The organism is Thioclava sediminum, from assembly GCF_002020355.1.
In the GTDB taxonomy this organism is placed as follows: domain Bacteria; phylum Pseudomonadota; class Alphaproteobacteria; order Rhodobacterales; family Rhodobacteraceae; genus Thioclava; species Thioclava sediminum.
Genome location: NZ_MPZV01000001.1, coordinates 99248 through 118370, shown reverse-complemented (window position 1 = coordinate 118370; position 19123 = coordinate 99248). Strand labels below are relative to the sequence as shown.

At 64.6% G+C, this 19123-nt stretch carries 21 protein-coding genes and 1 pseudogene; 10 read left to right on the top strand and 12 right to left on the bottom strand.

All coding sequences use genetic code 11. From position 1 onward, the window contains the following. Positions 1-30 precede the first annotated feature (30 nt). Both BMI91_RS00400 and BMI91_RS00395 read right to left on the bottom strand, forming a co-directional pair. Positions 31-1389, bottom strand: a complete 1359-nt coding sequence (locus BMI91_RS00400; RefSeq protein ID WP_078603598.1) for a sensor histidine kinase — start codon at positions 1387-1389, stop codon at positions 31-33. Beyond that, complete coding sequence (locus BMI91_RS00395; protein ID WP_078603597.1) at positions 1389-2063, bottom strand: response regulator transcription factor; 675 nt, start codon at positions 2061-2063, stop codon at positions 1389-1391. The genes BMI91_RS00400 and BMI91_RS00395 overlap by 1 nt, the downstream gene beginning before the upstream one ends. Before the next feature lie 159 nt (positions 2064-2222). Here BMI91_RS00395 and BMI91_RS00390 point away from each other — a divergent pair, with 159 nt between their 5' ends. The 9 genes from BMI91_RS00390 to BMI91_RS00350 all read left to right on the top strand — a co-directional run bounded on the left by BMI91_RS00390 (position 2223) and on the right by BMI91_RS00350 (position 10413). Then, positions 2223-2846, top strand: coding sequence for a hypothetical protein (locus BMI91_RS00390; RefSeq protein ID WP_078603596.1), 624 nt, complete (start codon positions 2223-2225; stop codon positions 2844-2846). 8 nt (positions 2847-2854) lie between these two features. Beyond that, complete coding sequence (locus tag BMI91_RS00385) at positions 2855-3634, top strand: COG4705 family protein (protein ID WP_078570485.1); 780 nt, start codon at positions 2855-2857, stop codon at positions 3632-3634. A gap of 175 nt (positions 3635-3809) precedes the next feature. Further along, positions 3810-4556, top strand: a complete 747-nt coding sequence (locus tag BMI91_RS00380; protein ID WP_078603595.1) for an ABC transporter ATP-binding protein — start codon at positions 3810-3812, stop codon at positions 4554-4556. After that, a complete protein-coding gene (locus BMI91_RS00375; RefSeq protein ID WP_078603594.1) occupies positions 4553-5485 on the top strand; it encodes an ABC transporter permease in 933 nt (310 codons plus the stop codon). Before BMI91_RS00380 ends, BMI91_RS00375 begins: the two co-directional genes overlap by 4 nt. Then, positions 5478-6461, top strand: a complete 984-nt coding sequence (locus tag BMI91_RS00370) for an ABC transporter permease (RefSeq protein WP_078603593.1) — start codon at positions 5478-5480, stop codon at positions 6459-6461. Before BMI91_RS00375 ends, BMI91_RS00370 begins: the two co-directional genes overlap by 8 nt. A 2-nt stretch (positions 6462-6463) precedes the next feature. Continuing rightward, positions 6464-7075, top strand: coding sequence for a hypothetical protein (locus BMI91_RS00365; RefSeq protein ID WP_078603592.1), 612 nt, complete (start codon positions 6464-6466; stop codon positions 7073-7075). A 58-nt stretch (positions 7076-7133) separates the two neighbouring features. Next, positions 7134-7685, top strand: coding sequence for a fused DSP-PTPase phosphatase/NAD kinase-like protein (locus tag BMI91_RS00360; RefSeq protein ID WP_078603591.1), 552 nt, complete (start codon positions 7134-7136; stop codon positions 7683-7685). A gap of 381 nt (positions 7686-8066) precedes the next feature. Beyond that, the gene (locus BMI91_RS00355; RefSeq protein ID WP_078603590.1) at positions 8067-9065 is read left to right on the top strand and encodes an LOG family protein; all 999 of its coding nucleotides are present in this window, start codon (positions 8067-8069) and stop codon (positions 9063-9065) included. Then, positions 9034-10413 (top strand): MBL fold metallo-hydrolase RNA specificity domain-containing protein, encoded by a 1380-nt coding sequence (locus BMI91_RS00350; protein WP_078603589.1) that lies wholly within the window; start codon positions 9034-9036, stop codon positions 10411-10413. The genes BMI91_RS00355 and BMI91_RS00350 overlap by 32 nt, the downstream gene beginning before the upstream one ends. A gap of 7 nt (positions 10414-10420) precedes the next feature. On the opposite strand, the gene BMI91_RS00345 is transcribed toward BMI91_RS00350, so the two are convergent. The 9 genes from BMI91_RS00345 to BMI91_RS19965 form a co-directional block, all read right to left on the bottom strand. Next, on the bottom strand, positions 10421-11311 hold the full coding sequence (locus BMI91_RS00345) for an endonuclease/exonuclease/phosphatase family protein (RefSeq protein WP_244176521.1): 891 nt from the start codon (positions 11309-11311) through the stop codon (positions 10421-10423). A gap of 504 nt (positions 11312-11815) precedes the next feature. After that, complete coding sequence (locus tag BMI91_RS00340; protein WP_078603587.1) at positions 11816-13135, bottom strand: MFS transporter; 1320 nt, start codon at positions 13133-13135, stop codon at positions 11816-11818. Positions 13136-13139: 4 nt separating this feature from the next. Then, positions 13140-13307: a hypothetical protein gene (locus tag BMI91_RS19970; RefSeq protein WP_158522055.1), complete on the bottom strand. Its 168-nt coding sequence runs from the start codon at positions 13305-13307 to the stop codon at positions 13140-13142. Continuing rightward, a complete protein-coding gene (locus BMI91_RS00335) occupies positions 13304-13627 on the bottom strand; it encodes an SHOCT domain-containing protein (protein WP_078603586.1) in 324 nt (107 codons plus the stop codon). The genes BMI91_RS19970 and BMI91_RS00335 overlap by 4 nt, the downstream gene beginning before the upstream one ends. A gap of 104 nt (positions 13628-13731) precedes the next feature. After that, complete coding sequence (locus BMI91_RS00330; protein WP_078603585.1) at positions 13732-14508, bottom strand: anti-sigma factor family protein; 777 nt, start codon at positions 14506-14508, stop codon at positions 13732-13734. Next, the gene (locus tag BMI91_RS00325) at positions 14505-15029 is read right to left on the bottom strand and encodes an RNA polymerase sigma factor (protein ID WP_244176520.1); all 525 of its coding nucleotides are present in this window, start codon (positions 15027-15029) and stop codon (positions 14505-14507) included. The genes BMI91_RS00330 and BMI91_RS00325 overlap by 4 nt, the downstream gene beginning before the upstream one ends. A 56-nt stretch (positions 15030-15085) precedes the next feature. Continuing rightward, positions 15086-15457: a COG4315 family predicted lipoprotein gene (locus BMI91_RS00320; protein WP_078547140.1), complete on the bottom strand. Its 372-nt coding sequence runs from the start codon at positions 15455-15457 to the stop codon at positions 15086-15088. Positions 15458-15558: 101 nt separating this feature from the next. Then, the gene (locus BMI91_RS00315; RefSeq protein WP_078603584.1) at positions 15559-16389 is read right to left on the bottom strand and encodes an FTR1 family iron permease; all 831 of its coding nucleotides are present in this window, start codon (positions 16387-16389) and stop codon (positions 15559-15561) included. A 27-nt stretch (positions 16390-16416) separates the two neighbouring features. After that, positions 16417-16758, bottom strand: a complete 342-nt coding sequence (locus BMI91_RS19965) for a cupredoxin domain-containing protein (RefSeq protein ID WP_158522054.1) — start codon at positions 16756-16758, stop codon at positions 16417-16419. A gap of 139 nt (positions 16759-16897) precedes the next feature. Between BMI91_RS19965 and BMI91_RS00305 the strand changes: the two are divergent. Next, positions 16898-17619: pseudogene (locus BMI91_RS00305) on the top strand (IS5 family transposase); the annotation flags it as partial. A 276-nt stretch (positions 17620-17895) separates the two neighbouring features. Here BMI91_RS00305 and BMI91_RS00300 read toward each other — a convergent pair. Beyond that, entirely contained in the window at positions 17896-18963 is a 1068-nt protein-coding gene (locus BMI91_RS00300; protein WP_208607933.1) for a LacI family DNA-binding transcriptional regulator, read from the bottom strand. Between the last annotated feature and the right edge of the window lie 160 nt (positions 18964-19123).

Genomic DNA, 19123 nt, shown 5'->3' with positions numbered 1-19123 from the left:
GAGCGTCATTTGCGTGGCACATTTCACCAATCACAACATCGGAAAGCGCATCTCCACCCGCAGGCCGCGTTCGAGGTTTTGCAGGCGCAGCTCGCCCCCGTGTATCTGCGCGATGGCGTCGACGAGGCTCAGGCCCAAACCGCTGCCTTGGGTGTTGCGGCTCTGGTCGAGGCGGACGAAACGTTCGCGCACCCGCGCCAGATCGCGGTCCGGGATGCCGGGGCCGTTATCTGTCACGCTCAGCACGACATTCTGGCTTGCCTCGTGCACGCCTATCGAGACCCGCGCCGGGGACGGGCTGTAGCGAAGCGCGTTGTCCACGAGGTTCACGAGCGCCTGAAACAGAAGCTCGCGGTCGCCCTCGATAGAAATGTCCTCGGGCAGATCGAGCGCCAATTCCTGCCCTGCATCCTCTGCACCCGCGCCGAGCATTTCCGCGACATCTTGGCAGAGCTGCGTGAGATTGACGGGCACGCGCGTGATCTCGACCATTCCGGCCTGCATCCGGGACAGGCGCAGGATCGCGTCGAAGGTTTCCGAGACCTGATCGAGATCGCTCAGGGCTTTCCCGATCTCGCCTCGCTGCGCCAACGGCAAGGACGCATCCAATGCCACCGGCTCGAGCCGAAGCCGCAAACGCGCGAGTGGCGCGCGCAGGTCATGGGCGACATCGGTCGAGACCTGCCGGATCGACGCGATCCCCGCCTCCAACTGGTCGAGCGCCTCATCCACGCTTTGCGCCAGACGCGCCACGTCGTCATCGCCTTCGTCGCGGATGCGCAATCCGTGGCGGCCCTCGCCGACCGCGTGAAGGACCTGCTCCATCCGGTCGATGCGCGCTTCGTTTCGCCGCGCGATGAAGACCGCAAAACTGATCGACAGCAGAAGCGCGAGCCCGAGCCCCCAGCCGAAGCTCGTGGCGAGGATTTCGCCCTGTTCGCGCAGCCACGCATCGTCGCGCCCCGTCATCAGCCAACCTGACGGAAGCTGCATCCCGAAGGTGACGTAACCTTCGGGGACATTCGCGCTGGGTGGGTCGAGCAGCGTCAGCCCGGCCCCCGGTTCGAGGTGTCGCGTACCTTCGAACGTGGCGGCGACGCGGACATTGCCAAGTGCGTCAGAGCCATCGGCCGGCACGAAGGTCACGATATTCGCGCCGTCGCGGCTCGTCGTCATCCGCGCTGTGATCTGCTCGCTCAGGTCCTGCATGTCAGCGCCTCGGGCGGAGAGGGCGAGCGCCTCGGTATCGGCGCGGACCTCGCCCTCGAGGCGGAGGCTCATTTCCTTGGATTGCAGAACGTAGGACACGCCGCCCGCGACGAGTGCCGCGAACGCGAAGACCGTGGAAATCGCGATGGCGAAGCGCATCGACCAAGTGAATGCACGCATCACGAGGCCTCGAACACGTAGCCGATCCCGTGCAGCGTGGTCAGGTAGGCGGTCGCGAAAGGCTTGTCGATCTTGCCGCGCAGCCGGCTGATATGGGTCTCGACGACGCTGCTTTTCGGGTCGAAATGGATGTCCCAGATCGCCTCCAGCAGGATCGTCTTGGTCTGGACCCGGCCGGGACGTTCCATGAAGTGCTTCAAGAGCATGAATTCCCGCGGCTGCAATTCGATGCACTGGCCGTCGCGCCACGCCTCGCGGGCGAGAAGGTCGAGCCGCAGGTCGCCCTGCACCAGTTCGGTCACCTCGGCCTTGAGGGCAGGGCGGCGCGCGATCGTATCGATCCGTGCAAGCAGTTCCACGAAGGCGAAGGGCTTGACCATGTAGTCGTCGGCCCCTGCGCGCAGCCCGGCGACGCGATCCTCGACGCTGCCCATCGCGGTCAGCAGAATGGCGGGCGTGGCGATCTCCGCCGCGCGCAACGCCTTGAGCAGGGCCAGCCCGTCGAGCCCCGGCATCATCCGGTCGAAGATGAACAGATCGTAGCTCTGCGCGGTGGCTTGGGTCAGCGCTTCGCGTCCGTCGCGGAGCAGGTCGACGGCATGACCTTCGCCGGTCAGCCCCTTGCGCAGGTAGTCTCCGGTCTCGGCATCGTCTTCGGCAATCAGGATTTTCATCGCACCATCCTTCGATAACGGACCGGGATTGTCACGGGCGGCTCCGCAAGGTCTGTGCGATTTCTTACAAATTCGTAAGACGGGCGCAAAACGCTTCGTCCTTCCGCAGGGGATTGCTGGCGGCATCGATGTGGATGCATCGCAAGCAATGAGGACCTTATGCGAAACCTGCTTCTCTCCGCCGCGCTGATCGCGGTGCCGGTCGCGTCATTTTCAATGGTCGAAATGGCCATGAGTACGGGAGCGCCGGGCGCTTCCGCGCCGCAAGCTGCAAGCCTCGGCGATATGAGCCCTTACGAGACGATCGTGAGTGATACACAGTCGCTTGCCGAGAAAGGCGAGTTCACCGCCGCAGAGAAACGCATCACCGATCTGGAGACCCTTTGGGACAAGAACGCGGCCAAGCTGCGCAAGGCCGATCCTTCGGCCTGGGGCGTGATCGACGGGGCGGCGGACAAGGCTTTCGCCGCCCTGCGAACGAAGTCGCCGAACGCGAAGAGCGTGATGCAGAGCCTTGACGGGCTGCAGACGGCGCTTGCCGATCCGGTGCCCTCGGAAGTCGGGGCCGTGCAGAAAGTCGCGGGCATCGCGGTGACCGACAAGACCGGCCATGCGCTGCCCTGCGAGGCGATGATCGGGCAAGTGCGAGATACGCTCGGCGGCAAAACCGCGCCGCAAGCGGTCTCCGATCTTCAGGCGAAAGCGCTCGAGCGCTGCAACGCGGATGACGACACCCGCGCCGATGCCTTCTCGGCGCAGGCGCTGGCAATGCTGAACAACTGAGGCGCATCATGAGCTACCAACAGACTTTCATCTACCCCGACGAAGAGTTGACCAATCCGGTCAGCCGCGTTCCCGAAGTCACGCCGGGCTTCTGGCTCATCAAACTGATGGCGGTGACGATGGGCGAGACGGCGGCCGACTTTCTGGCTGTCAATCTGGGCCTCGGCCTGACCGCGACGACGATCCTGATGACCGCGATCCTCGCCCTCGTGATCCGCTGGCAATTCGCGCAGCGCCGCTACGTGCCTGCGGTCTACTGGTCGGCTGTGGTGCTGATCTCGATCGTGGGGACGCTGATCACCGACAACATGACCGACAATCTCGGGATTCCGCTGATCGACTCGACGATCGGGTTCACGATCCTGCTGGGCGCGACTTTCGCGGCGTGGTTCGCCTCCGAGCGCACGCTTTCGATCCACGAGGTCTACACGGCCCGGCGCGAAGGGTTCTACTGGCTCGCGATCCTGTTCACCTTCGCGCTCGGTACAGCGGTCGGTGATCTGATATCGGAGCAATTCGGCATCGGCTATCTCGCGACCGGCATCCTCTTCGGGCTGATCATCGCGTCGCTCGCTTCGGGATATGCCGCGCTCAAGCTCGATGGGCTCTGGGCGTTCTGGCTGTGCTATATCTTCACCCGCCCGCTGGGCGCGTCCTTCGGCGATCTTCTCTCGCAGCCCACCGAGTATGGCGGGCTGGGCTTCGGCACCATTCCCACCAGCCTCGGCTTCCTTGCCGTCATCGCGATCACCGTCGCCGCGATGACTGTGAAACGCAGGCGCGTCTGACTCCCTTTCCAGATCGTGTGCCGCGTGGCCCTCCGTCCCGACCGTCCGGGGCGGAGGGTTTTTCGTTCCGGCCAAGCCAGAAACCCGGCTTCTCACGGATTTGTAAGAAACGGGCGAATTCGATCCGGATCGCGGCAGGCAAGCTCCTCTCAACATCAAAAGGAGGTGCCCAGAGATGCAAACAGACACACCAGCCGTCAGCACGCGGGGGCTTACCCTGAGCTACGGCGATTTCACCGCGCTCCAGCCGCTCGACCTCGACATTGGCCGTGGCGAGATCTTCGGATTTCTCGGCCATAACGGTGCGGGCAAGACGACGACGATCCGGCTTCTGACGACGCTGATGGAGCCCAGCGGCGGCACGGCGAGCGTTGCCGGCTGCGACCTCGCGCATAACCGCATCGCGCTGCGCCGCGCCATCGGCTACCTGCCCGAGAACGTCCGCCTCTACGATACGCTCACCACGCGCGAGAACCTGCGCTTCTTCGCGGCGCTCTCGCGGATCGAGGACGCCCGCGACCGCGTCGAGGAGGTGATGGAGTTCCTCGGCATCACGGACCTCGCCGACCGCCGGATCGCGACCTTCTCCAAGGGGATGCGCCAGCGGGTCGGGCTCGCGCAGGCCATCGTCCACCGTCCGCAGGTCCTGTTCCTCGACGAGCCGACCTCGGGGCTCGATCCGATGGGGGTGCGCCAACTGCGCGAGGTGCTCGAGCGGTTGAACGGGCAGGGCATGACGATCTTCATGAACACCCACCTGCTGAGCGAGGTGGCGCGGTCCTGTTCCTCCATCGGCGTGCTGTCGCATGGCCAGCTGGTCTTCCACGACACGATCGAGACGGTAAACGCGCGCTACGGCTCGGAAGAGGCCCTCGAGGAGCTTTACCTCTCGGTGGTGCCGGATCGCGAGGTCGCGGCATGACACCCTCCACGATCCTACGCCGCCACGCGCTCGCCGCACTTGCGCGCGAGCGGACGATCGCGCTGGTGGCCGCTTTGTTCGCCGCGCTGGTGCTGGTTTCGGCCTATCTGGGCTGGTCCGCGACCTCGACGGTCGACGCGATCTACGCGAGCGCCACGCATTGGTTCGAAGCCAATGGCAAGCCGGTGCCGTCGAACCCGGTCACGCAAGGCTCGCCGCTGGCGCTGCTGCGCAATCTCACGATCTATATCAGCCTGATCGGCGCCTTCTCGGCCATCGTGATCGGCTACCGGATGGTCGAGACCGACCGTCGGGCCGGGGTGCTGCCGCTGATCGGCGCGCGCCCGCTGGAGCGGCTCGATTACGCGCGGGGCAAGGTCTCGGCGCTGGCGCTGGCCGTCGGCGGTCTCGCGGCGCTTGCGGGTGTGGTGGGGGCTGCAACCCTCGCCATCCTGCCTTCGGTGCATCTCGGCCCCGGGGATTGGGCGCGGCTCGCTGCGTTCTTCTCTCTGGGTTGGCTCTACATGATGACCTTCGGGCTGATCGCGATCGGCGCTTCGGCGCGGGCGCGCAGCGAAACCGTGGGGCTGATGGTGCCGACGGTCGTGTGGCTGGTGCTGACCTTCGTCTGGCCCGCGCTGACCGGGAACATCCTGCCCACCGCTGCGATCAACCCGATCTCGGCGCTCGCACCCGCGCCGCAATCCACGATCTTCGACCTCTCCGCGATGCTGCTCGGGCCGTTCTCTCTGGCCGAAGCCTACAAGTATCTCGGCGCGGAGCTGATGGGCTATCTGCCCGACGGGCTGCCGCCGCGCGGCGCGGTGCCCCCGCTGGTCGTGATGATGCTCTTCGCTGCGGGTTCCGGCCTCTATGCGCTGCGCGGATGCCTCAAGCTCGACATGACGAAGGGAGGCCCAGATGCCTGATCTCTCCGCTATTCCCACCATTGCGCTCAAGGACGCACGGATCGCGCTGCGCGACCGTTTCCTGCTGGCCGCGACCCTGGCGCTCGTCGCAGCCGCGCTGATCTCGCTGATCACCGGGACGGTCGCGATGCGCACCGATGTCGCCACCTACATGGCCGCGAAACAGCAGCTTCTGGCGCTCGGCAAAAGCCTCGGGTCGATCGCGGCGCCCGAATTCTACCCGCTCAAGCTGATGCGCGGCACGATCGAGCAGATCGAGATCATGGGCGCAGTGATCGCGCTGATCGCGGGCTACCGCGCCGCCGTCGAAGAGCGCGGGCGCCAGACGCTGGCGTTGATCCTGACGCGGCCTCTTTCGAACTGGCAGTTCCTCGCCGCGAAGCTGCTAGGCGGGGCCGGGTTGATGGCGACCGCGCTGGCCTTCGTCTTCGCGCTTTGCGCCGTAGTGCTCGCGCTTGGTTCGGGCATCGGCATCGGGGCGAATGACCTGTTGCGGCTCGCGATCACCTGGGGGGCTTCGACGCTCTATCTCAGCGCGATCTTCGCGGTGGGCTTCGGCCTCAGTCTCTGGCTCAAAAGCCCCGCTAGCGGGCTGCTCTACGCCTTCGCGCTGTGGCTTCTGGTGGTGCTGGTGGCGCCGCAGATCGGCGACACGATGGACCCCGACAATCAGGTCGCGGGCGGCGTCTTCGCGCAGCTTTCGATCCCGAAGGCTGAGCAGACCAGGATCAAGCAGGGCTTCGCCACCTACGAGACCATCCGCAACGGGATCGAGGTCTCGTCCGTGACCAAGCATTACGAGCGCTTCACCTTCGCGGTGCTCGGAATCAAGGACATCTACACCGGCAAAGCTCTCGGGCCGATCTGGGCCGACAAGAAGGGCGATGCCTGGTTCCTCATTCTCTTCACCCTCGGCCTCGGCGGGCTCGTCCTGCTGCGTCCGATCCGTGCCGATCGTCTGACCAAGGAGACCTGACGATGAACAAGACTCTTTCCACCCTCACCGTGCTGCTGATGCTCGCCGCTGGCGGCGCCCAAGCCGCGCAGACCGATACCGACAAGGATGGTGTGCCCGATATGGCCGAGCCGCTGCTGCACACCGATCCGCGGAACCCCGACACCGACGGCGACGGGCAGAACGATCTGGCCGACAAGGACCCGGTTGTGGCGCAAAGCCCGATCCAGCCCGGGGGCACCGCCGCGCCGTTCCATATCGGAGAACTGCTGGTCGAGAACAATGTCGACCCCGCGACCCATACGGATGCGCCCGATCACCTCGAAATCCAGCTGGTCAACGACAGCGCCAAACCGCTGAGCGGCTTCACCCTTTTCTACACGATCACCGATGCCGATAGCGGCGCGAAGGAGGCCTATATCCTGCATCCCGACGTGACGGTTCCCGCCAATGGCTCGGCCCGTATCCATGTCGATGACAGCGGCAAGCCGGGGCATCTGCGCGCGAACCCGAACTCGATCTACACTACCGCGCAATCGGCGAAACAGGTCGAGGTGAGCCTGCAGCTTCCGGGCTCTGCCGCGGTGACGCAGGGCGTCAAGAAAGACGCCGGTGGCGCCGAACAGGCGGATTGATCCCGAAACGATCGGATCGCGGCCCCGCTTCGCGGGGTCGCAGAGGGAGGCAGAGGCAATGAAACTCCGTAAAATCGCGCAGATCGTAGGCACCGTATTGCTCGGCACGCTCGCGGCGCTGGTGCTCTATTTCGGATATCTTCAGGTGACTGGAAATTTCCACACCGTGGTGGCTGGCGAATTCTATCGGTCGAACCAGCCGACGGCCGAGCGGCTGAAATCCTACAAGGAAAAGGACGGCATCCGGTCGGTTCTCAACCTGCGCGGAGCTCATCCGGGACAGGCGTGGTATGACGAAGAGAAAGCCGCAGCGCAGCGGCTGGGGCTGACGCTGATCGACTTTAAAATGTCCGATCACGAGGTCCTGAGCCCCGCGCGCATCGCCGCGTTAGAAGCCGCCATGGCCGACGCGCCGAAACCCTTGCTGGTCCACTGTAAAGCCGGTGCAGATCGCACAGGATTGGCCGCGGCCCTTTATCTCACGCATCAGAAAAAGCGCTCGCCGTCCGAGGCAGGCTGGCAGTTGTCTCTGCTCTACGGTCATGTCGGCGTGCCCCGGCTTTCCAGAGCTTGGCCGATGGACCAGACATGGATAGCGGCCAACAGTTGACGAATGTTCAACCTCTTGGTCGCAGGTCTTATGATGGTGGGAAAGTCTCGTTTTTCTCGTGAGCGGACTTTCGAGAGACGCGCAGCGAAGGTCGGCTCTCCGCCCAGGCCACCGAGCGGGTAGCGGTCGGCCCTAAGCTGACATCTGTTTTTGTGAGAACGCTGCGTGAGAACGGCGGAGCAATAGTCGGCCACGGTAGCGGCGGGATGCTCCGGCCGCGGGCGGCGTAGAAGCCGTCCACTTTTGCCACTTTCTGGCGACAGGGAGGGTTCGAAGGTTTTTCACCGTGGACTTGTATCGCAAGGTTCGACTTGCCTGCGCCGAGGAGATCGTCAAGCTTGCCACTGCAAGACTGCCGGTTCGGTAATCGAGGAGGAGCCGATGTCGGAGACAATGGAAGAGGAGCGTGCCAAGCCCCGGCCCGCCGATGACGTGGCGCGCGAGGTCGATCTGCCGTGGTGCCAGCCCAAGCCCGGCCACGAAGATGTCCGCGCCCCCGATCTGATCCGCGAGATCATGGCGCATCCGAACTACCTGCAGGCCGATGAGGATGTCGATTTCCTCAACCGCGACGAGATGCGCGGCCCGCGCCTGCAGCTCGATTACCAGAAGGCCGAGACGCTGCTGCGCGAACAGGGCATCGCCCATTCCATCGTGGTCTTCGGCGGCACCCGCATCCCCGAACCGCAGGCCGCGCGCGAGAAGCTGGCCGATATGGAGGCCCGCAGCGCGGCCGATCCGAGCAATGACGATCTGACCCGCCGCGTCGAGATCGCCAGGCGCATCGTCGCGAAAAGCCGCTATTACGACGTCGCCCGGGCTTTCGGACAGATCGTCGGCGCACGCGAGGGCACGCATGGCAACCGGCTGGTGATCGTCACCGGCGGCGGGCCGGGGATGATGGAGGCCGCCAATCGCGGCGCGCATGATGCGGGCGCGCGCACGGTGGGGCTCAATATCACGCTCCCGCACGAGCAATTCCCCAACCCCTATATCACGCCGGGCCTGTGTTTCCGCTTCCGCTATTTCGCCCTGCGCAAGCTGCATTTCCTGATGCGCGCGCGGGCGCTGGTGGTGTTTCCGGGCGGCTATGGCACGCTCGACGAGTTGTTCGAGACGCTCACGCTGATCCAGACCCGCAAGATCCGCCCGTTGCCGGTGATCCTTGTCGGGCGCGACTATTGGAGCCGGGTCTTCGATCCGGATTTTCTTGTGGAGGAGGGGGTGATCGACCCCGAGGATCGCGACCTGTTCTGGTATGCCGAAACTGCCGATGAGATCTGGGAGGATATCGGGCGTTGGTATGCGCAGTTCGGTCGCAATATCGACGAACCAATGGGAGGAGATGATGAAGATTTTATTTCACGGTGCCGCGCATGAGGTGACGGGGTCCTGCCATCTCGTCGAATGCGCGGGGCGCAAGATCCTGATCGATTGCGGCATGTTCCAGGGGCGCTCGGAACTGACTGAGGACAATGCCGCGAAATTCGGTTTCGAGCCCTCGGAGATCGACATGGTGCTGCTGACCCATGCCCATCTCGATCACTGCGGGCGGCTGCCGCTTCTGGTCAAGCGTGGCTTCAAGGGCGAGATCATCGCGACCTCGGCCACACGCGATCTGGCGCGGCTGGTGATGCTCGACGCGGCGCATCTGCAAGAGGAAGAGGCGCGCCGTCATCACCGCCACGGGCGGCGCGGCGGGTCGCGTGAGGCGCTTTACGACACAATGGACGCGCTCGACGCGGTTGATCGGTTCGGGCGCAATGCCACCTATCGCAAGACGCTCTCGCTGTTTGACGGGATCGAGGCGACCTTTTTCGACGCGGGCCATATCCTCGGCTCGGCCTCGATCCGGCTTGACCTGACCGAGCATGGACGCACCCGAAAGGTTCTGTTCTCGGGCGATCTGGGCCCCGACAATCGCCCGCTTCTCAACGATGCCGACCCGCCAGAGGATGCAGATGTCGTGGTTATGGAAACCACCTATGGCGAGCGCGACCATCGCGGGCTCGAAGCCTCGATCGCGGAATTCCTCGCCGCGATCCGCGCGACTACGGGACGGGGTGGCAATGTCATCATTCCGACCTTCGCGCTGGAGCGCGCGCAGGAGCTGCTGTGGTTCCTGCGCGAGGGGATGGCCTCGGACGAGATCGAGAAATCGCTGCGGGTGTTCCTCGACTCCCCGATGGCGATTTCCGCGACCCGGATCTTCGCGCGCCATGACGAGGCGCTGCGCCCGGAACTGGCCAAGATCATTCGCAAGGGGCGCGATCCGTTCCAGCTGCCCGAACTGCATTTCACCCGTGAGACGCAGGACTCGATCGCGCTCAACGAGATCCGCTCGGGCGCGGTGATCATGGCGGGCTCGGGGATGTGCACGGGCGGGCGGGTGCGCCATCACCTGCGCCACAACCTCGCGCGGCAAGAAAGTGCAGTGATCTTCGTGGGCTATGCCGCCGAAGGGACGCTGGCGCGGATCATCGTGGACGGGGCGAAACATGTGAAGCTCTTCGGCGAGGAGATCCCGGTGCGCGCGCAGATCCACACGATCAACGGCTTCTCCGCCCATGCCGACCAGAGCGATCTGAAGCGCTGGCTGGCTCGCACCCGCCACCCGGAAAAGATCTTCCTCGTGCATGGTGAGAAAAAGTCGATGGAGGCTTTCGCGAAAGGGCTCGACCCGGCGAAAGTCGTGATGCCCGAGCTGCACCAGAGCTGCGAGCTCTAGCCGCGCATCACAGCCCCGGCAGGTCGATCGCAACGGCCGCGTGATCGCTTGCATGGGGGCGGTGGCGGCCGATGCCGGGCAGGTGCTCACCTTGATAGCGGGCGGCCTCGGTGCCCAGCCCTTTGCGCAGGATGCGCGGCACCGCATCGGGGTAGCGCGCGGCCAGCGCAGGCGAGGCGAGCAGCACATCGGGGCAATGGTAGCGCCCCGAATGCGGGTCGTAATAGGTCCAGCGCTCGGGGCGCGACATCCGCGCCATCAGATCCACGCTGAACCCGTGTTCAAGCGGCGCGGTCGCGCGGGGCAGGGGGCGCTCGGGGTCGTCGGGTTCGTTGAGATCGCCAAGGATCAGCCAGAGCGCTTTGGCCGGATCGTCGAAGTGCCGCTCGATCAGCGCCCGCGTCGCCAGCGCCTCAAGGTGCCGGGTGCGCCAGGCGGCGGCCTCGTCGGGGTAGGGCGATTTGAAATGCGTCACGAACAGCGTCAGTGCGCCCGCTTCGACCATCAGGCAATCGCGCCGGAAGACCGGCATTTCGGGATCGACGCCCTCGGGCAACTCCAGCCCCAGATCGCCCGGCGTCAGAGCGGCATGGCTGCGCACCGCTCCCAGCGCGCGGCGCGACAGCACCGCCAAATCGAGCCCGCGCCCGTCATTGCCCGGAAGGCAGACCCGCTCGGGGTAAGGCCGCGTGCCGGTGGGCAGCAGGTAGCGCGCGTGGAAGTGCTCCAGCGTCGCGAGGTCGAACACCTCCTGCAGCGCGACCAGATCGGCGTCGATCCCGGCGAGCAGTTCCGCCGTCAGCCGCCGGTCGATCGGATCGAGGCGCGGGTCTTCGGGGTCGTCGCTGTCCCAAGCCCCATGCAGCCGCCCCAGCTCCCGGTTCGGCAGCAGGCGCATGTTTTGGGTATTGAGGCTCGCGATCCGCATCTCGGCGTCAGCATCGCATGGGCGGGGCGGTTTGGAACAGCGCGAATGCGTCCTTCGATCCTCCCCCAACCAAGGGATCCGCCGTTATGTTCAGGAAAACGGAGGATCAGAATGGCTGCGAAACGACACAAGTCGGAAGAGAGTGTCACGGTGTGAGGGGACCGTGGCCCCAGTGGGGCCGCGCACGCCCCGATCACGCGGCAAGTTGAGGTGCTTGACCGCGTCGCAGCCAGAAGAACGAGATGTCGCTGAACAGCAGAAAACCGACATTCGGCAGAAGCGCAGCGAATGTCAGCTTTCCGTCCTTCCCTTCAGGTGCTGCGAACGGCCCAAAGTGGCCGTTAATAATTCCTGCGGCAGAAGACCGATTGCTGCACGGTGAAAATGTTACCCTGAAATTTTCGATCTGCCGCGAAGACTCTGTCTGGTCGTCGGTGCGGTCTCGTGCGACTGTCGCTCGCGACCGCCTGAGCTTCAGAAGCGGGTGCCCCAATACGGGTGAAGATCGTCGATCACCAGCGGATGGCGATGCGTGCGTTGGCCCTGAAGATGCGGATGATCCGGCGAGAGATTGTCGTGACGATGCTCCAGCGTGACCGGATCGCCGGAGGGCCAGACCCGCAGCGCCACGATCAGCCCAAGCGCTGCCAGCCCCGCCAGCCCGAGCAGTGCCGGGACCGCGCCGAATTCGGTCATCAGCCAGCCCGACAGCGGGTAGGCCACCAGCCAGCAGGCATGGCTCAACGCGAACTGCGCGGCGAAGAGCGCGGGACGGTCCTCGGAATGGGACGAGCGTTTCAGCAAGCGGCCTGACGGTGTCAGCACCGCTGAATATCCGACGCCCGTCGCCAGCCATGCAGCGAGAAGCAAGGGCCAGCTCAGCCCGACCGCCGAGATCGCCACGGCAAGGCCGAGCAGGGCGGCGATCATCACGCCGGCGCCGGACAGCATCACCGGGCGATCCGGCACGCTTTCGAGCAGGCGCGGGAGCCCGAGAGCCGCCAGCATCGAGCCTGCCCCAAAGGCGAACATCGTCCAGGCCAGATCGCTGTCCGAGAGGTTGAGCCCGCCGCGCACCAGCACGACCGAGTTCACCAGCACCATCGCGCCTGCAGCCGCCGCGGCGAGGTTCACTGCCAGAAGCCCTCGCAGCCGGGGAGTCGCAAGGTAGATCCGGATGCCGCGTGTGGTCCGGTCGTAAATGCCGCGACGGGTTGCCGCCTGCGGGTTCGGCAGTACCACCGACACCACCAGCAGGGCCGAGCCCGCAAACCCCGCGACCGTGCCGAGAAACAGGCTGTTATAGCTCATCACCGCGAGCAGCAGCGCCGCGAGCGTGGGACTGACGATATTCTCAAGGTCATAGGCCAGTCGGGACAGGGAAAGCGCTCGAGTGTAGCGCTCTTCTTCCGGCAGCACATCCGGCAGCGTCGCCTGAAATGTCGGGGTGAAGGCGGCGGAGGCCGATTGCAGGAGGAAGATCAGCACATAGACTTGCCAGACCTCGGTCACGAAGGGCAGTGCCAGCGCCGCGCAGGCGCGGACAAGGTCGAGCGTGACCAGAAGCGCCCGTCGGTTCACCCTGTCGGCGAAGGCGCCTGCCACCGGCGCGATGCCGACATAGGCGACCATCTTGATCGTGAAGACCGTGCCCAGAACCATCCCCGCTTTGTCCCCGGCCAGATCATAGGCCAGCAGCCCCAGCGCCACCGTGGCGAGCCCGGTGCCGAGAAGCGCTACGATCTGCGCGGCGAAGAGATGGCGATAGGTTCTGTCTGCGAGGATAGCGAGCATGGGCTCATGAATAGCTTGAAATGGCCTTGCGGTCCAAGCGACCCATCTCGGTCTTCGGGTCGCGGCCCTCACCCAAGCGGTCATGGGAAGGGGCCAGCTTGGCGCCCGGTAGATCGCGCCCGACGACTCGCAACTGTTCGCCGAGGCTGATCTCCGAGCGCAGCCCGGTCATTCTTCGAGCGCTTTTCGGCGGGCCTGATATTCCTCGGGATCAATCTCTCCCTTTGCAAGGCGTTCCTTGAGAATGTCGAGGGCGGTGCTCTGGCTCCGGCCCGGTCCACGCTCCATCAACCAGCGCAAGGCAAGCACGGCGAGGACGATGAGCACGCCCCAGAAAACGACCATCATCCCGACGCCGAAGAAGCCGTAGCCTTCGCCCCACATCATCGGATGCCCGTAATAGCCCTCTGCGTAGCCGCCCGGCGCATCGGCGAAAGCGACTGCCGGAGCAAGGGGTGCGAGACATGCAGTGAAAAGAGAAAGTTTGATCATAGTCGCCTCCACACGTTTGTTTTGGCGTCGATACACCTTTGATGAGTGCCGGACATTGAGCCAGATCAACGGCGCGCTCCGAAGGACGCCACAGCGCAGAAAAATCATTGGCTGAAGGCGAGTTGCCGGTAGGCCGCCTCGGCCATCGGCCAGAGCGCGGTGCCGCTCAAAGGTGCGGACAAGGCGAAGCCGTAGCCCCGATCCACCCAGATCAGACTCGCCACACCATCCGCCCCTTCGGTCAGGCGAAACGCGGTCTCTCCGGTGGACAGCGCCGTGACATAGAGCGTCAGCCGCGCCCCCGCTTGGGTTTCATACATCAGCTGCGCGGCGGGGCCTTGATCGGCGGGCAGCAGGCGCCCGCCCACGAGGCTGTAGCCCTGCGCCGAGAGGTCCGGGGCGACGAGCTTGCGGTCGAGCCGCTTCGTCAGCCAGGCCATCAGGTGATCGCGCTCCCGTGCGGCGACTTCGACCGGATGGACGACCTCCACCGTGTAGACCGCATGGGCGACCTGTGCCTCGCGGGCGAGCTCTCTCAGTGGGGCGGTCGGTGGGGCGCTCCCATCCTGACGAGCCAGCCCCCAACCGGCGCCAAGCCCTGCGGCAAAGAGCGCAAAAGCGGCCGCCATCCGTGTCCAGCCCGGTCGGGTCGGCGGGGCGACACGCAGCCGCGCCGGGACAGGCGCAGCGTGGATCGGGGAGAGGGCCGCGCGCAGGGCGTCGCGATCGGCGCGCATCGCGGAGAGCCGCTGCGCCAGCGCGGGGTCCGCCGCGAGCTTCGTATGCACCCGGGCGCGGGCCTCGGGCGGGAGCCGATTGTCGAGATAGGCGTGCAGCTCCGCCTCGTTCAGCATGTTGGCGTCCACATGGGGATCTGTCATTTGAGCCTCCGCAGATGGGGACGGCGCGGGCGGTCGGGGCGGTCATGGCCGGTCATCTCGCGCAGTGCCTCTCGTCCGCGGGCAAGACGTGACATGACCGTGCCCTTGGGCAGGTCGAGGATCTGGGCGACTGCCTCATAGCTGAAATCCTCGACACCGACCAAGAGTAATACCTCCTGCTGCTCGATCGGCAGGCGTGCCAGAGCCCCCAGCACATCGCCGAGAAACACGACCGTCTCGGCATCGACGGTCGTCCCGGCGAGATCGTCGGGATCGACGGCACCCGCCTCGGGGCGCCGCGCGCGGTGTCGGTGCCCGTCGTGGTAGAGGTTGCGCAAAATGCGAAAAAGCCAGGCCCGCAGCTTGTCCTCCGAGCGCAGCAGGTGCCAGCGCGTCAGCGCCCGCGCGAGGCAGTCCTGCACCAGATCATCCGCCGCATCGCGCTCGCGGGTCAGCGCGAAGGCGAAGCGGCGCAGCGCGGGGATCTGCGCCTCGATCAGATGGCGGGTGCGAAGGGTCACACGGGCGGGCCTTGTTCGACCGGGCGGCCTCGATGGGACGCCGCCCGGAGATTGCGTCAGGGCTGGGCGACCTTCCAGGCGCCGTTGGCGACGCCATCGCCGGTCACGTCGCCCGGCTTCATGTCGTTCTTCCAAGTATACAGCGGTTGGCCCTTATACGCCCATTGCTTCGTGCCGTCGTCGCGGGTGATCACGCTCCAGTCGCCCATCGCCTGATCTTCGGCGGTGGCCATCAGCGGCGGCCAGTTGGTGGCGCAAGGACCGTTGCAAGCGGACATGCCCTCGCTGTCCTTCGCGAAAGTGTAGAGCGTCATGCCCGCGGAATCGACCAGCGTGGGCCCCTTGGCGGTGTCGGTGACACTGGCGGGATCGGCTTGCGCAATGCTCGCGGCCAGCAAAACGGCAGTGGTCAGCAGAAATCGTTTCATCTTCCTCTCCTCTCGGAATTGGGTCCTGTAGGGAAGAAGACGACCCCGGCGCGGGAATAATCCCGGCCGGGGCAAAAAAATTTGAATTGTAAGGAGGGGCCTCAGGCCAGACGGGCCTGCAGGGTGCGGCTCTGCCAGCGCAGGATACCTGCGACCGTGGCCCAGTAGACGATCCAGCCGCCCAGCGTCGCGGCGTCCGGCGCGGCGCGATAGCCGGTCAGCGCCGAGATCAGCCCGCCAACACGACCGCCGTCGTCGAGCACCGCGCTCATATCCCAGAGCGGCGCGCCGAAGGGCAGGATGCCTGCCGAGACGAGATCATCGACACCGGTGGTGAAAAGCGCCGCGCCCAGAAGCAGCAGCATGACCTCGGACACACGGAAGAAACCGCGCCACGGCATGAAACGCGCCCCGGCCCGCAGCGCCGCATAGCTTGCCCCGGCGGCAGTCACGCCCACGGCGATCGAGGCGAGAACCCCCGCCATCTCGCTCTGCTTCGCCGCCGCGAGCGAGCCATAGAGGAAGACCACCGTTTCCGAGCCTTCGCGCGCCACTGCCGCCATCGCGAGGACGAAGACCGCCCACCAGCTTTGGCGTATCGCGGCGGCTTTCAGCCCGGCCTCGAGGTCGCGTTTCAGCGTGCGGCCATGGCCGCGCATCCAGACCACCATCTGCACGATCAGCCCGGCTGCGACGAAGACCATAACCGTCATCAGGTCCTGCCGGACATCCGCCGACAGAAGCTTCGAGAAACCCAACAGCGTCAGCGCAAAGGTCAGCGCCAGCGCGAGCCCCGTCAGCACGCCACCCCAAAGGAAGCGTGCCGCTCGACGTCCGGCGCCTTCATGCGCGAGCCAGCCCGCGAGAATGCCGATGACGAGAAGCGCCTCGACGCTCTCGCGCCACAGGATGAAGATGATCTGTCCGTCCATGACATTCTCCTGCGGGTGGAAGATGGATTATTTGACGACGATCGTGCCCTTGGCGGTGTCGAGATCCTCGTGGAATTCCTCGACGAAGGGGTAGTTGCCAGCAGGTAGCGCCGGAAGGTCGATCGTCTCGGTCTGGCCCGGCGCGATGATCTTCTCGATACGCAGGCGCTTGCTTTCGAACTCGGCGGCTGTCTTGCCAGTATTGGAAACGGTGAGCGTCACGGCGGCATCGGCGGCCAGGTCGATCATTTGCGGAGCGATGACCCCGTCTGTCAGGGTGATCGTGGGAACGGCCTCATCTGCCACGGCAAGGGCTGGCGCACAGGCCAGCACGATGAACGCGGGAATGATGCGTGAAATACGGGTCATGATGTTCCTGCTTGTCTGTTCGCCCGTCGAATAACCGACAAAAACACTTGGGTCAATAATACCCGATAAAAAGGCTAAGCTGTTTCGCCCGCAAATAGGCGCTCGACGCTGAACTGGCCGAGTCTGACCTTCCTGACTTCCAAAGAGCCATGGCAAATCGCGGGTCGATGACCGGCGGGGCTTGAGCGGAATAATCTTCATCGATCGTGATGGCTTGCGTTGGACCGATGCGCCGCCAGAGTATGGTCCACTTAAGACCCTCTGCAACCGATGGAAGCGCTGGAGGTGAGTGGCTGAACGCCACTGGTCCGAGAGAAGCCACGAACGGGGTATTTTCGCCCGGATGATGGAGGGGCTTGCTTCCGAGGCCGCTGACCGGAAGACAGTGATGATCGACACCACCTATCTCAAGGCGCACCGCACGGCTTCGAGCCTGCGGTTGAAAAAGGGGGGGCGTGGCAGGCTGATTGGGCGGAGTTCGAAGATCAGAAAACGATCCGGGGGATCGTTTTCCTGAGAACGGGTGGCATGAACACCAAGTTGCATGCCGTCACGGACGCGAACGGCCGCCCGATCAAGATCTTCATGACAGCCGGCCAGGTCAGCGACTACACCGGTGCGGCGGCCCTGTTGAGCAGCCTGCCGGAGGCCGAATGGCCTTTGGCCGATCGGGGCTATGACGCCGACTGGTATCGTGAAGCCTTGCAGGACAAGGGCATCAAGCCCTTGATCCCGGGCCGGAAGTCCCGAGGCAAGCCCATCAAATACGACAGGCGCCGCGTTGCGACCCGCTACGACAGGTGCCCGAAGGTCTTTCGGTCCGCCCTAGCCCTCGCCGCATCTGTCATCTTCTGGCTTTGAAAATTAACGAGTCTGGAGCCTACGGAGCAGTCGTTCATCTATGGCGCAGCGAATGACCGTTCACCGCCCATGCCCGTCGTCAAATCTGTCGGCTGGAAAGCCCTTCGACGATGGGCATTTGAACCACGGGCACCCAGCCGAACGTTTCCCATGACCAGTGAGTGTCGCCCACTGGTCTGAAGCAACCTTTCCGAACGCGGCAGGTTTCCGCTACGCGCGGCAATGACCGAAGTTGACGCCCGTCCTCTGGCTGCACGATAGCAGAAGCATAGGCAGTTAGCGCTTCCTGTCTTGTGCCTTTGCGACGCTGTCGCGCACGACCAGTTCCCCCGTCATCAGAACCTTGACGGGAGATTGGTCGCGGTCGTCCGCCGCTATGAGGTCGTCGAGCAGGCGGATCGCCATTGCGCCGATGCGCGCTTTCGGCACGTCGACCGAGGTCAGGGGCGGGTCGAAGACGCTCGAGGTCGGAAGGTTGTCGAAGCCGACCACGGAGACATCCTCTGGCACGCGATGGCCCAATTCGCGCAAGGCCCGGACGAAGCCGAAGGCGATGATGTCATTCGCGCAGAAGTAAGCATCCGCGACGGGCTGGTCGCGCAACTGAGTCAGGGTCTCTTTATAGGCCCCCTCCAGCGTCGACATCACCGAAAGTTCCTGCGCATCCTCGCCCTGCAATCCGAGTGCCGCGGCCGCAGTCTGGAATGCCCTTTGACGCAGTCGGAAGTTCATCACCTCGCTGTAGCTCCCGACATAGCCGATCTTGCGGAAGCCTCGCGCTATCAGATGTGAGAGCGCGTCGTGGACGAGTTGATCGTTATCCATGTCGACGAAATTCGCCTTCAGGAACGGGTGGTAGGTGTCGATGAGCACCGTGGGGAGCGGCGCGTATTCAATGATCGTCTCGATATCCTCGCGCGACAGTTCGGTGCCGAGCACGACGATTCCGCGCGGCTCCGTCCCCTCCAAGTCGGACAGCATCTGCTGAAGAGATTCCTGCTCGTAGCTTACGACCTGCAAGGCGTAGTCGCGCCGCAGCGCCTCGAAGGACATGCCGTCGATATAATCCGAGATGAAGTGGTTGTGGTCGCGGTTCACCGTCTGGCCGTGCCGCGCGATTTTCAGGAAGCGGATCGTGTTGGTGGCTTCCTGCCGTGGCCGATTCGAACGCGGCGTGTAGTTCAGCGCTTCCACTGCCTGCAGGACGCGGGCGCGGGTGGCCTCTGAGATGTCGCCCTTATCGTTCAGAACCAACGACACGGTGGCAGCGGAGACCCCCGCATGCCCGGCAACTTCGCGTAAAGTGACCGGTTTTTTCGGCTGAACTTCCATGGTCTCGCTCATCCCACCTTCATTTCATCGCGATTTGTCTATGCCGCACATGGGCGGAACGCACGGTCCTTTTAATCTCACGCGCCGAGAGGGGCTAGTGAACAAACGGGGTTGACTTTAGTAAACATAATAGTAGCAATTTAGTAAATAAGATAATTATTCAGTAAACGAC

What these genes read in the sequence shown, in the direction of transcription:
- BMI91_RS00400 (WP_078603598.1), bottom strand. Translation starts at nt 1,389, where the DNA reads ATGCGTGCATTCACTTGGTCGATGCGCTTCGCCATCGCGATTTCCACG.
- BMI91_RS00395 (WP_078603597.1), bottom strand. Translation starts at nt 2,063, where the DNA reads ATGAAAATCCTGATTGCCGAAGACGATGCCGAGACCGGAGACTACCTG.
- BMI91_RS00390 (WP_078603596.1), top strand. Translation starts at nt 2,223, where the DNA reads ATGCGAAACCTGCTTCTCTCCGCCGCGCTGATCGCGGTGCCGGTCGCG.
- BMI91_RS00385 (WP_078570485.1), top strand. Translation starts at nt 2,855, where the DNA reads ATGAGCTACCAACAGACTTTCATCTACCCCGACGAAGAGTTGACCAAT.
- BMI91_RS00380 (WP_078603595.1), top strand. Translation starts at nt 3,810, where the DNA reads ATGCAAACAGACACACCAGCCGTCAGCACGCGGGGGCTTACCCTGAGC.
- BMI91_RS00375 (WP_078603594.1), top strand. Translation starts at nt 4,553, where the DNA reads ATGACACCCTCCACGATCCTACGCCGCCACGCGCTCGCCGCACTTGCG.
- BMI91_RS00370 (WP_078603593.1), top strand. Translation starts at nt 5,478, where the DNA reads ATGCCTGATCTCTCCGCTATTCCCACCATTGCGCTCAAGGACGCACGG.
- BMI91_RS00365 (WP_078603592.1), top strand. Translation starts at nt 6,464, where the DNA reads ATGAACAAGACTCTTTCCACCCTCACCGTGCTGCTGATGCTCGCCGCT.
- BMI91_RS00360 (WP_078603591.1), top strand. Translation starts at nt 7,134, where the DNA reads ATGAAACTCCGTAAAATCGCGCAGATCGTAGGCACCGTATTGCTCGGC.
- BMI91_RS00355 (WP_078603590.1), top strand. Translation starts at nt 8,067, where the DNA reads ATGTCGGAGACAATGGAAGAGGAGCGTGCCAAGCCCCGGCCCGCCGAT.
- BMI91_RS00350 (WP_078603589.1), top strand. Translation starts at nt 9,034, where the DNA reads ATGAAGATTTTATTTCACGGTGCCGCGCATGAGGTGACGGGGTCCTGC.
- BMI91_RS00345 (WP_244176521.1), bottom strand. Translation starts at nt 11,311, where the DNA reads ATGCGCCTGCTGCCGAACCGGGAGCTGGGGCGGCTGCATGGGGCTTGG.
- BMI91_RS00340 (WP_078603587.1), bottom strand. Translation starts at nt 13,135, where the DNA reads ATGCTCGCTATCCTCGCAGACAGAACCTATCGCCATCTCTTCGCCGCG.
- BMI91_RS19970 (WP_158522055.1), bottom strand. Translation starts at nt 13,307, where the DNA reads ATGACCGGGCTGCGCTCGGAGATCAGCCTCGGCGAACAGTTGCGAGTC.
- BMI91_RS00335 (WP_078603586.1), bottom strand. Translation starts at nt 13,627, where the DNA reads ATGATCAAACTTTCTCTTTTCACTGCATGTCTCGCACCCCTTGCTCCG.
- BMI91_RS00330 (WP_078603585.1), bottom strand. Translation starts at nt 14,508, where the DNA reads ATGACAGATCCCCATGTGGACGCCAACATGCTGAACGAGGCGGAGCTG.
- BMI91_RS00320 (WP_078547140.1), bottom strand. Translation starts at nt 15,457, where the DNA reads ATGAAACGATTTCTGCTGACCACTGCCGTTTTGCTGGCCGCGAGCATT.
- BMI91_RS00315 (WP_078603584.1), bottom strand. Translation starts at nt 16,389, where the DNA reads ATGGACGGACAGATCATCTTCATCCTGTGGCGCGAGAGCGTCGAGGCG.
- BMI91_RS19965 (WP_158522054.1), bottom strand. Translation starts at nt 16,758, where the DNA reads ATGACCCGTATTTCACGCATCATTCCCGCGTTCATCGTGCTGGCCTGT.
- BMI91_RS00300 (WP_208607933.1), bottom strand. Translation starts at nt 18,963, where the DNA reads ATGAGCGAGACCATGGAAGTTCAGCCGAAAAAACCGGTCACTTTACGC.